Source organism: Bradyrhizobium sp. SZCCHNPS1003, assembly GCF_032381555.1.
In the GTDB taxonomy this organism is placed as follows: Bacteria; Pseudomonadota; Alphaproteobacteria; order Rhizobiales; family Xanthobacteraceae; genus Bradyrhizobium.
The window spans coordinates 171,345-183,720 of the sequence record NZ_JAUHIU010000003.1; the positions used below are offsets into that span (position 1 = coordinate 171,345).

The 12,376-nt window shown below is 65.0% G+C and carries 5 protein-coding genes; all 5 read left to right on the top strand.

Features of this window, described 5'->3' with window-relative positions:
• The first annotated feature begins 304 nt into the window (after positions 1 to 304).
• On the top strand, positions 305 to 3,571 hold the full coding sequence (locus tag QX126_RS06690; protein ID WP_315780060.1) for a hypothetical protein: 3,267 nt from the start codon (positions 305 to 307) through the stop codon (positions 3,569 to 3,571).
• Between the two features lie 566 nt (positions 3,572 to 4,137).
• Entirely contained in the window at positions 4,138 to 5,952 is a 1,815-nt protein-coding gene (locus QX126_RS06695; RefSeq protein WP_315738091.1) for a hypothetical protein, read from the top strand.
• 252 nt (positions 5,953 to 6,204) lie between these two features.
• Positions 6,205 to 10,431, top strand: coding sequence for a sulfotransferase (locus tag QX126_RS06700; RefSeq protein WP_315780062.1), 4,227 nt, complete (start codon positions 6,205 to 6,207; stop codon positions 10,429 to 10,431).
• A gap of 699 nt (positions 10,432 to 11,130) precedes the next feature.
• Positions 11,131 to 11,724 carry a formyltransferase family protein gene (locus QX126_RS06705; RefSeq protein ID WP_315756612.1) on the top strand — a complete coding sequence of 198 codons (594 nt, stop codon included), beginning with the start codon at positions 11,131 to 11,133 and terminating at the stop codon, positions 11,722 to 11,724.
• A 293-nt stretch (positions 11,725 to 12,017) separates the two neighbouring features.
• On the top strand, positions 12,018 to 12,368 hold the full coding sequence (locus QX126_RS06710; RefSeq protein ID WP_315738094.1) for a hypothetical protein: 351 nt from the start codon (positions 12,018 to 12,020) through the stop codon (positions 12,366 to 12,368).
• Positions 12,369 to 12,376 lie beyond the last annotated feature (8 nt).

Sequence of the window (12,376 nt, forward strand, 5' to 3'; positions counted from 1 at the left end):
GCCGCTTGCCACCAAGAATCAATCACTTGGCACGCGATCGCGGCGCATCCGTCACAGATCCGCGATGTCTCGAGAACAACATAATTGCGGACTCCCCCACGCCTTTTTTGGCCCGATTGCTCCGAGCATATAGCGAGGTGCGACAAAGTAACGCGCGTCAGAAAAGCGCGCGGCACAGAAGCGCACGGGCGTGAGGCGCGGCGCGCAGCACGTCCGACGCAGGGCCGATGCGCTTCCGCATCGTCTGGCCAGTTTCGGTACGGGGCCCTGCCGGGCGTCGGATGAACTTGGGGAGAGATGATCTATGGCGAACAACACCTTCAACCCGACGGCGCTGGCCAACGGAACGTCGAACCTGCTGGTGCGCGCCTCAGCGCTCAACATGTCGACCGACCTCGTCCAGGCCGGCGTGGTGTTCAACGATGCAGTGCGCGCCTCGCTCGGCCTGTTCTCACAGGCCGGCAGCGGCAACTCGAACCCGTTCCTCGGCAGCTACACGACCGACCTCCACGCCGTACAGAACGACATCGCCGCGATGCTCGCCAATCCCGGCCAGGTGACGCTGGGCGGCCAGGCCTTCACGCTGAACGCGACCGACACCGCCGTTCTTACCAACGTGCAGGCGCAGATCTCGACGCTGCTCACGGCCGCACCGCAGACCACGAATGCTGCGACGATCACAGCCGCGGATCAGACGCTGCACGCGGTCCAACAGGAGATCCTGCAGGAGATCAACGGCGACGCGCATCTGTCCGGCGCGCTCAACAAGGTCAACTTCCTCGCCAACACCGGCGGCCAGGACGTCGGCTTCCAGAACACGCCGGCCGGTGCCGATGATGCGGCGACCTTGGCCGCAGCGACCGCAGGCAACACGCTGAAGGATGTCGGCCTCGTCTTCAACAAGGTCGTCGACCTCGCCTCCGGCGGCATCCACACCGGCAACCTTCAGGAGGTCACGACCGACCTCACCGCGATCTCGCAAGGTCTCACCAACATCCTCAACAACAAGACCCAGCTCGCGCAAATCGAGAAAGGCGAGACGGCGAATGCAGCCGCGCTGACGACCATCCATCTGCAGACGGTACTCGGACAGGTCAACCTCGAGCTCAACCAGTATGCCAAGGCGGAGACGACCGGCAATCAGGCCGCGTTGCGCGGCACCGCGGACAATCTGCTCGACAGCATCGACATCATCCAGAACGACGCCAATCTGAACACGGCGGCCGGCGGCAACGGAATGCCCGGCCATGCCGGCGGCTTCGCGGAGGATCCCGGCGGATTGACCGGCACGGTCACCAAGTTCCAGGACAACCAGGCGCAGACCAATTTCTGGGCCGCATTCCTGGCCGAAGCCAACACCATCAACGCAACCCTGCAGAAGATTTCGACCGGTGGCGCGCAAGCCAGCGCGGCATTGATCACGCAGATCCAGAACTACCAGCAGTTCGGCGCCAATTTCGACGCCGCCCAAGGCAACGTCTTCCGTGGCCGCTTCGACAACGAGCTGCTCAGCGGCACGCTGGAAGCCGACTCGGCGGCCGCCGTGAAAGGCTTGCAGGGCATTCTGAACGGCGACACCGGCGCGGCGCTGGCGGCCGACAAGGCGGCGCTCGCCGCTGCCGGCCAGGGCTTCGCTGCCGACGCCATGGACGTCTCCGGCAACAACATCGCCATCGGCGGCGCGACCTATGTCGGCTCGGCGACCACGGTCTCGACGGCCACGTCGGTGCACGGCTTGGCCCAAGGCACGATCCCGGTGACGGCAACCCCGAACATTGCCAACGGCACCGGCGGCTCATCGTCGACGCCGCCGGCTGGCGGCGCCACGCCGGTGAACTTCAGCCCGACCGCGCTTGCCAACGGCACGTCGAACCTCTTGACCCGTGCCACGGCGATCCAGCATTCGACCGATCTGGTGCAGGCTGGCGTCGTCTTCAACGACGCGGTGCGCGCCTCGCTCGGTCTCTTCAGTCTCGCCAACAGCGGCAACTCGCCGACCTTCCTGAGCAGCTACCAGGCCGACATCACCGCGGTGCAGACCGACATCGCCGCGATGCTCGCCAATCCGGGCCAGGTCACGCTCGGCGGGCATACCTTCGCGTTGAACGCCACCGATACGGCGGTTCTCACCAATGTCGAGGGCCAGTTGGGCACGCTGCTGCAGGCCGCGGGACAATTTGCGAACGCCACCACACAGGCCGCGGCCAGCCAGACCATTCATGCGCTGCAGCAGGAAATCCTCGGCGAAATCCACAACGACGCGCATCTGGCGAACGCGTTGAACAACGTCCCCTTCCTCGCCAATACCGGCGGCCAGGACGTCGCCTTCCAGACGTCGCCCGCGGGCGCGGACGATCCGGCGAGTCTTGCCGCCGCTACCGCCGGCAACAGCCTGAAGGACGTTGGTCTGGTCTTCAACAAGGCCGTCGAGGTCGCCTCGGGCGGCATCAACACCGGTAACCTTGCCGAGGTGGCCGCGGACTTCACCGCCGTCCAGCACGGACTGACCGCCATCCTCAACAACAAGACCCAGCTCGCGCAGATCGAGGCTGGCGAGACGGCCAACGCCGCGGCGCTGACGACGATCCATCTACAGACTGCGCTCGGCCAGATCAACCTGCAGCTGGGCAAGTATGATCAGGCTGCGACCACCGGCAATCAGGCCGCTCTCCGCGGCACTGCCGACAACCTGCTCGACATCATCGACATCATCCAGGGCGACACCAACCTCAACATGGCGGCAGGTGGCAACGGCAACGCCGGCCATGCGGGCGGCTTTGCCGAGGATCCGGGCGGGCTCAAGGGGACGGTCACCAAATTCCAGGACAACCAGGCACAGACGAATTTCTGGGCCGCATTCCTGGCCGAGGCCAACACCATCAACGCGACGCTGCAGAAAATCTCGACCGGCGGCGCGCAGGCGAGTGCGGCCCTGATCACGCAGATCCAGAACTACCAGCAGTTCGGCGCCAATTTCGACGCCGCCCAGGGCGCCGTGTTCCAGGGACGGTTCGACAACGAACTGCTCAGCGGCACGCTCGAAGCTGACACGGCCGGTGCCGTGAAGGGCCTGCAGGGCATCCTCAACGGCGACACCGGCGCAGCACTCGCGGCGGACAAGGCGATGATCGCCGCTGCCGGCCAGGGCTTTGCGGCGGACGCCATGGACGTCTCCGGCAACAACATTCCCGTCAATGGCGGCACCTATGTTGGGACGGCCACGACGGTCTCGGCGGCGACCTCAATTAAGGGTACCGCGCACGGCACCATTCCGGTCACCGCGACACCGAACCTGGCCAACGGCACCGGCGGCACCGCGGCGGCAGGAACCACCGCCGCTGGCGGCGCCGCGGCCGGCGGCACCGCGGCGACCGGAGGCACGTCGACCGGCGGAACAACGGCGGCTGGCGGAACGTCGGCGGGCACCACGGCCAACAACGGCAGCAACGCCACGCATCACAGCGATCATCACCATCATCACGATCACAGCCAGGGCGCGCATACGAGCCAGGCCGCGGCTGCCGGGCCCGACATGTCGCATCTCCACGCCATGCATCACATGTGGGGTTGACACGGCAGGACGAAGCAGCCGCAGCAACTGCGGCGGAATCAGATACCCGGGAGCAACCAGATCAGGTCAACGCTCCCGGGCGAACGAGAACGACGATTAGTTCAACGAGGAGAAGAGATGACGCGGCCTGAATGAAGGAGCTTCTCGAGATTCGCGAAGATGCATGTTCTCCGCGCCGAGCGCGCCCGTCACGCTGGAACTTTTCTAAGGAGAGATCGATGATAGGCCCCAAGATCGGGGCAACTTCTTGTCTGCACCGTGCGTCGAAGGGTCGCTGAGCGACGGTGTTACAGGGATGCCACGACGGAAATCAAGGAGTTAGTCCGCCTTCCGACGCGGCCGTAACCCGGCTGCGACAGTAGCCATTTGCCCGAACAACATCATATTTGAGGACTCGGCGGCGCTTCTTTTGGCCCCATTGGAGCAAATAATTCCCAGGTGCTCTGAGGCTGCGACATTTCGCCCGTTCCGCGAGGGGTGAACGAGACGTCGCAGCCCGATCAACGCCCGCGTGCTGCCGATACGCCAAGCAGCAGACGCCGGGTTGAAACTTGGGGAGATGATCAATGGCAGCCAATACCTTCAACCCGACGGCGCTGGCGAATGGCACGTCCAATCTGCTGGTTCGCGCCTCTGCGCTCAACCTGTCGACCGACCTCGTGCAGGCCGGCGTCGTATTCAACGACGCTACTCGCATCTCGATCGGGCTGTTCTCGACGCCGCAGAACAGCGGCAACTCCAACCCGTTCCTCGGCAGCTACACCACCGACCTGCATGCCGTGCAGAACGACATCAATGCGATGCTGGCCAATCCCGGCCAGGTCACGGTCGGCGGTCAGGCCTTCACGCTCAACGCGACCGACACCGCGGTGCTCACCCAGGTTTCGAACGAGCTCACGACGCTGATCAACGCCGCCCCGCTGACGGCCAATCCGGCGACGCTCGCAGAAGCCGACCAGACCATCCACAACGTGCAGATGCAGATCCTGGCGCAGATCCAGGGTGACGCGCATCTTTCGGCCGCGCTCAACAACGTTCCCTTCCTGGCCAACACGGGTGCCATGGACGTGGCGTTCCAGAGCCTTCCCGCCGGTAACGACAGCGCCACCAATCTTGCTGCAGCGGCAGCGGGCGACCTGACCGCCATCGGAACGGTGTTCAATGCCGTCGCTGACCTTTCGCTGGGCGGCATGAGCGCCAACAACATCAACCAGATCCAGACTGATTTCACGGCCGTGACGCAGGGCCTTCAAGCGATCCTGAATGACCCGGCGAAGCTCGCCGCGATTGAAGCAGGTCAGACCTCCGTTGCTGCCCAAACGACGACACTTCATCTGATGACGCTGCTCAGCCAAGCAAACCTTCAGCTGAACAAATACGATGTCGCCGAGACGATGGCCAGTCCGACGGCGCTGCGCGGTTCCGCCGACAACATCGTCGACATGATCGACGTGTTTCAGAACGACGCGGCGCTCAACGCGGCAGCGGGCGGCACCGGGGCGCCCGGTCACATTGGCGGGTTCTCCGAAATGGCCGGCGGCCTGACCGGGACCGTCACGAAGTTCCAGGACAACCAGGCGCAGACCAATTTCTGGGCCTCGTTCCTCGCCGAGGGCAATACGCTGGGAGCGAAGTTGGTTGCGGTCGCCAATGGCACAGGTGCGGCGTCGCAAGCCCTGATCGACCAGATCACGAACTACCAGAACTTTGGCGCGGCGTTCGATGCGGCGCAGGGAGCGGTGTTCAAGGGACGGTTCGACGACGAGCTCGCCGCCGGAGCTCTACAGTCTGACACCATCATGGCCACCAAGGCGCTGATGGGCATCATGAACGGCGACACGGGTGCAGCCCTGGCGACGGATCAGGCGATGTTGAAGGCTGCGGCCGCGAACTACATCGGCAATGCCGGAGACATTGCTGGCAACAACATCGCGATCGGCGGATCGGCCTACGTGACATCCGCGACGAGCTTCGTGACGGCGACCGCGGTCAATGGCATTGCCCAGGGCACCGGCATGCCGGCGGGCGCCAATCCGAACATCGCCAACGGCACGGGCGGCGCCCCGGCGAGCCCGACCACGCCCGGCGGCGGCATGGGCGGAGGTGGCACGACGGGAGGCGGCACCACCGGCGGAGGCACTACGGGCGGCGGCACCACGGGAGGCGGGACGACCGGTGGCGGCACGACGGGCGGTGGAACGGCCGGCGGTGGAACAACCGGCGGCAACAACAACACCACCACGACGCACCACTGCGGCGGCCACCATAGCCATCATGGCAGCCACCACACGGCGGCAGCGGCCACAGCCGCAACGGCGGCAGCAGCTTCGAGCGGTCCGGACATGTCGCACCACCACGCGATGCATCACATGTGGGGCTGACGCCTCCAACGACACGCCCGATCAAAGCCGGTGCAGACTCCTTGGTCTGCACCGGCTTCGTTGCATTCCGGCGAGAGCCGGCGATCGCGCGAAAGACATTGGCGAGACCGGGCAGCGAGATCGCGGAGCGCGCCGACCGCACCGGCTCGAAGGGTTCTAGACGATCAATCGGGATCGGCACCCGCCAAGCCTCCGTTTCGCTTCATTCCGCCACGACAACTGCTTCCGTCGAACAATCAGTCAGTTGTGATCATGAACGAGCCAGCACTCGCCTTCCGCCCCCGACTCGTGTCCGCATCGACCAACTCCAGCGCGCCACTCCCGTCCACGCTTGATGGTCGCGCTCTGCAGGTTGCCGAGGAGGCCTACCGGAAAGTGCTTGCTCTTCAGCCAAGGCATTTCCGGACCCTGTGCAGCCTTGCGACTGTCCGCCTGCAACTCGGCGACGCGCAGGAGGCACGAACTCTGCTCGACCGGGCCGCGGACGCGGCGGGCGACTCGGCAGACCTGCACTTGACAGTCGGAAAGGCGTTCGCAAGTTTGGGCGACCTCGCCAAGGCGACATCGCATTTCGCGCGCGCCGCCGCACTCGACGAATCCTCGATCGAGCCCCGCCTGCTGCTCGGCGGCGCGCTGTACGGCCTGGGGGATCCCGCAGCGGCCGTCCGGCACCTCGAACTGGCGCTTGCCATCGATGGCACGAACCCGGACCTCCACCAGGCGCTCGGACTCGCCCTGCAGCAGCTCGGCCAGTCCGAGCGAGCGATGTCGCATCATGAGGCAGCGCTTGCGGCGAGGCCGCAATTTGCGGCAGCAGCCAGCAGTCTCGGTGATGCCTGCCGGCAGCTCGGCCGGCATCCGGAAGCCATCGCTCACTATACCCGAGCGCTCGCCATCGAGCCCAAGATGCCGACGGTCCTGCTCAATCTCGGGGGCTGTCATCAAGCGATGGGCGAACTGGATGCCGCCATTCGCACCTTGCAGCAGGCGCTCGCGTTGAGCCCTCATCTCGCCGAGGCGCACTACAATCTTGGCAATATCCACCTCGACATGAAGAGCTGGCCGGGGGCGATTTTCCACTACGAGCGAGCCGTCACTGAGCGGCCGGACTTCCCCGAAGCGCACAACAATTTCGCCAATGCGCTGCAGTCGGCGGGCCGGCACGAGGAGGCCCTGTCCCACTATGACGAGGCACTGCGGCTGCGACCAGACTACGCCATTGCCCACCGCAATCGCGCCGACTCGCTGCGGAACGTGCAGCGCTACGACGAGGCCATCGCCGGATATCAGGCCGCTCTTGCGCACGATCCCCGCGACACCACGACCATGAACCACCTTGCGGGCGTCCTGACGATCGTGGGCCGGCTCGACGAGGCGGCGCGTGCCTACGAATCCGCACTGGCTGTCAACCCGCGCAGTATCGGCACGCACCTCAACTACGGCGTGGTCAAGCCGTTCGCGGTCGACGACGCGCGCTGGGCACCCTTGCAGGATCTGGCCGCGAGATCGGAGACGCTCACCGAGGATGCGCGCATCGCCCTGCACTTCACCCTCGGGCGGGCTTATGCCGACATCAAGGACGGCGAACGGTCGCTGGTCCACCTCAACGCCGGCAATGCCCTCGAGCGCCGCCGCATCAACTATGACGAGAACCAGACGCTGCGCCAGATCGAGCGCATCCGTGCGGTGTTCTCCAGGGACATGCTACAGGCGCGCGCAGGCCATGGCGATCCATCGCATGCGCCGGTGTTCGTCATCGGCATGCCCAGGTCCGGCACCAGCCTGATCGAGCAGATCCTGGCCAGCCATCCCGCCGTGCATGGCGCCGGCGAGGTCAACTACTTCGCGGCAGCCGCGGGGCTCTTCACCGACCGCGCCCGCGGCGACTATCCGGAGATGCTCGCCCAACTGTCCGATGCCGATGTCACCGCCCTCGCGCGCGCCTATCTCCAGCGTTTCACGAAGCTTCCGGCGAGTACCCAGCGCATCGTCGACAAGATGCCGTCGAACTTCCTGTTCGCAGGGCTCATCCATCTCGCGCTGCCGAATGCGCTCATCATTCACGTCCGGCGCAATCCGATCGACACGTGCCTGTCCTGCTACACGCAACTGTTTGCCGAGCCGCAGCCATTCGCCTACGACCTCGCCGAGCTCGGTCGCTACTACCGGGCCTACGAGGCGCTGATGAGCCATTGGCGTTCGGTCCTGCCGCAGGGCGTCATGCTCGAGCTGTCCTACGAGGACGTCGTGCGCGATTTCGAGCCGAATGCCCGCAAGATCGTCGCGCATTGCGGGCTGGACTGGGATGAGGCCTGCCTTTCCTTCCACGAGAACGAACGCCCGGTGAACACCGCGAGCGTGGTGCAGGTGCGCAAGCCGCTGTTCACCGGATCGGTCGGCCGCTGGCGCATGTATGGCGACCGGCTGAAGCCGCTGCTCGATGCGCTGGGCACCGAGGCCCTGCGACCGACGATCGCCGAGGCGATCGCGGGCATGACGCAGCCTCAGCCCGTCAACGTCGCCCCGCCGGTGGTCACGCCGACGACGGACTCGCGGCCATTTGACGCCACGCGGCTTGCGTCACTGCAGACGCTGGCAGACGGCGTGGTCGCCGTCGCCAAGAGGCTGCAGAGCCGCGGCGAAATCAGCGATGCCGAACAGATCTTCAAGCTGATCCTTGCCGGCCAGCCGGCCAATTTCGACGCCCTCATCGGCCTCGGGATGATCTCAACCACGGCCAACCGGCTCGACGAGGCCAAGGACTACTTCCAGCGCGCGGTGGCGGTAAACGACAAGTCCGCCGAAGCCCATGGCAGCATCGGCGCCGTCGAGGCCTCAGCGGGGCGCTACGACGTAGCGGTGCAGCATTACGAGACCGCATTGTCGCTGTCGCCGAGCCATCCCGGCATTCTCTACGCCTTCGCCATGGTCCGGCAGAACCAGGGCCTGATCGACGAGGCGATGGCTCTGCTCCGGCGGGCGATCGACAACAAGCCGCAGCACCTGGACGCGCATTTCGCGCTCGGCAACCTGCTGTATACGGCGGGCAAGGACATAGAGGCGGCGAAACACTACCTCAAGGTCCTCGACTTCAGCCCGGAGCACGCCGAGACCCACAACAACATCGCCAACGTGCTGCTGCGCCAGGGCCATCGCGAACGTGCCATCGAGCACTACAAGCGGGCGATCGCGAGCCGGCCCGACTATGCCGACGCCTATGGCAACCTCGGCAACGCCTTCCTCGAGCTCAACCGGCTCGAGGAGTCGATCGAGCAGAACCTGCTGGCAATCAGGATCAAGCCGGAGCGCTTCGGCTCCTACAACAATCTCGGCGTCGCCTATCAGGCGCTCGGGCGCTTCGAGGAGGCGACGGCGGCGTTCCAGAAGGCCTTGGAGCTGGCGCCGGACGACGCGCCGATCCACCTCAATCTCGCGAACATGTCGAAGTTCAAGCCGGACGACAGCCGGCTTCCGAGTCTGCGGCAGCTCCTCGAACGCGTCGACCAGCTCGATCAGGAGAAGCAGATCGCAGCGCATTTCGCGATGGGCAAGGCGTTGTCCGACCTGAAGGACTACGACCAGGCCTTCTCACATCTGCACAAGGCCAACACCCTCAAGCGCAAGACCTTCGACTACGACTCCGAGCAGCGGCTCGGCATGATGAAAAATGTCGCGGCGCGCTTCACCCCCGAGTTCTTTCGCACGGTTACCGGGCACGGCGACAACTCCTGGGCCCCGATCTTCATCGTCGGCATGCCGCGCTCCGGCACCACCCTGATGGAGCAGGTGCTGGCCAGCCATTCCAAGGTCTTCGGCGCGGGCGAGCTCGAGACCTTCAAGGAGCTCGTCGGCGAATGCGCCAACCGCCAGAAGGTCGTGCCGGCGTATCCCGATCTGATCACGCTTCTGCCACCCGAGGAGATGACGAAGATCGGGCAGGAATACACAGCCCGCGTTCGGACGCTGGCGCCGGACGCCGAGCGCATCGTCGACAAGATGCCGCTGAACTTCCTGTTCGTCGGGCTGATCCACGCAGCATTCCCGCGCGCCAGGATCATCAACACGCGGCGCGACCCGCTCGACAATTGCGTCTCCTGCTACTCGCTGCTGTTCACCGGAGCCCAGCCCTTCGCCTACGACCTGACCGAGCTCGGCCACTACTACCGGGGCTATGAGAGCGTGATGGACCACTGGCACCAGGTGCTGCCGCCCGGCATCTTGATGGACGTTCAATACGAGGATCTGGTCGACGACCTCGAGGGCGTGTCACGCCGCGTGCTCGCCCATTGCGGGCTCGACTGGGAGGATGCCTGCCTCGACTTCCATCGCACCGAGCGCATGGTGCGCACGGCGAGCTTGATGCAGGTGCGCGAGCCGATCTACCGCCGTTCGATCGGAAGCTGGCGCCGCTACGAGAAACATCTCGGACCACTGTGCGCCGCGCTCGGCATCGACCATCCGCCGCCGGAAGCCACATGACCGCCGGCAAATAACCGGGTGCTGTTGCCCAGGGATCGGTGACAGGCGCGGCACCCGGCTATCCGGCCGCGCGGCGGAGCGGCTTGAGCATTGTGCTGCAGGGCCTTTAAGAAATTATCTTCGTCATATGCAGAAGCGTCAATTTTACTACGCAGACGGCCAACTGATAATACAATCACAAGTTCATTGACCTCTTCAGCCATTGGCCGAGGGGAATTGCGTTCGAAGACCGACCAGATCGCGTCCATTGAGCCGGCAGGAGTAGCGTCTTCGGTTGTCCTCATCAGTTCGGCTGATAGTTCGACCCTTTTAGTTGAGGTGTGTCGACCGATATGCCGTGATGCAGCAACCGGCCTTGACACAACCTTTCGGCGAGCTGCCGGTACCTATCCTGACTCCCGGTCCATCTGAAGCTGCAGCCGGCACCAAAGAGGGCATGTCGTCCGCTCGGCCTGCATCTTGATGGCGGCCATGGCGATCGGCTCGCCGATAGGCGCGAAGGGCCCTACCCAACTCTGGCTCGGAGCGGCTTTCCCGCCGTTCCCGTTTGGGTCCCCAACGCCTCGGCCGGCCGGACGAAGCCAGACTGTGACGACGGCCCAGCAGGCGCTTGACCTGGAGGCCAAGGCTTGGTTTGACCCGTTTCATCCGGTCAGAGTCCGACCGGATCCAGCCCCCAACCGTGGAAGATCCCTGACCATGCGCATCACTCTCGTCGGCTCCCGCCATTTCGGTGTCGCCACACTGAACATGCTGCGCGAGAGAGGAATCGAGATCGCGCGGGTCGTCGTTCATGATGGCGAGGACCGGCTCGCCGCAGCGGCGCGGGCGGCCGGGATCGAGGTCGTAGTCCAGGCCAATCCGAAGGTCGTGCCGGCGGGCGAGATCGCCCCCGACACGGACCTGATCGTCACGGCGCATAGCCACGCCCGCGTCACCCATGAGGCGGTCGCAGCCGCCCGGCTCGGCGGCATCGGCTACCATCCGTCGCTGCTGCCGCGTCACCGGGGCATCGCTGCGGTGGAGTGGACCATCAATGAAGGCGATCCGATCGCCGGTGGCACCATCTATCACCTCGCGGACCGCATGGATGCGGGCGCCATCGCCGCTCAGGATTGGTGCTTCGTCAAGAAGGGCGAGACCGCCCGCGAGCTGTGGGAGCGCGCGCTGGCGCCGCTCGGCCTCAAGCTGCTCGGCGATGTCATCGAATCGGCCAAGGTGACCGGCACGATTCCGGCCAAGCCGCAGGACGAGCAGTTCGCGACCAAGGCGCCCAGCCTCACCCCACACTGAGCATCCGATCGCATCGCCCCGACAATTGCGTCGTCGCTCCAGCCGGCGCGCTCCTGTGCCCTGCGACGGCAGCATCACCTGCCATTGCAAGGCTGCGACGCTGGTCCGCTCGTGGGGTGCGCGAAGGCGCAGTTTGCCCATAATGCCGCCCGAATGGTTCAAGGCGGAGTTCCGCATTAATCGTTAATGAGCTGAAATTGCTCGATAAAATTCCGTTGCGGCGGTGCGGCAAATTTTCGTCACAATTCTTCCAAATAAGGTCCTGATCAAACGACATTGAGGGACAACGATTCATGCGTCTCGACCGCATTGGAATGGCTTTCGCCGCGTCGATCCTGGTGGGTAGCTCGGCCGCCCCCGCATTCGCCCAGTCGCCCTATGACGGCCAGTGGCAGGTGACGATCGTGACCAACAGTGGCACCTGCGAGCCCACAGCCAGCTCGACCTTGATCGTCGCAGACGGTAAGATTTCTGCGGCTGGCGCCAATGTGTCGGGTTCGATTGGACGCGAAGGCCTCGTCAAGGTCTCCATCAATGGCGCATATGCGAATGGGCAGCTCAACGGCAATTCTGGCTCGGGCAAGTGGAACGGCGCCTCGGCAGGTATCCCCTGCAGCGGCCGCTGGCAGGCTTCGCGCCTGTAACGGCGCGC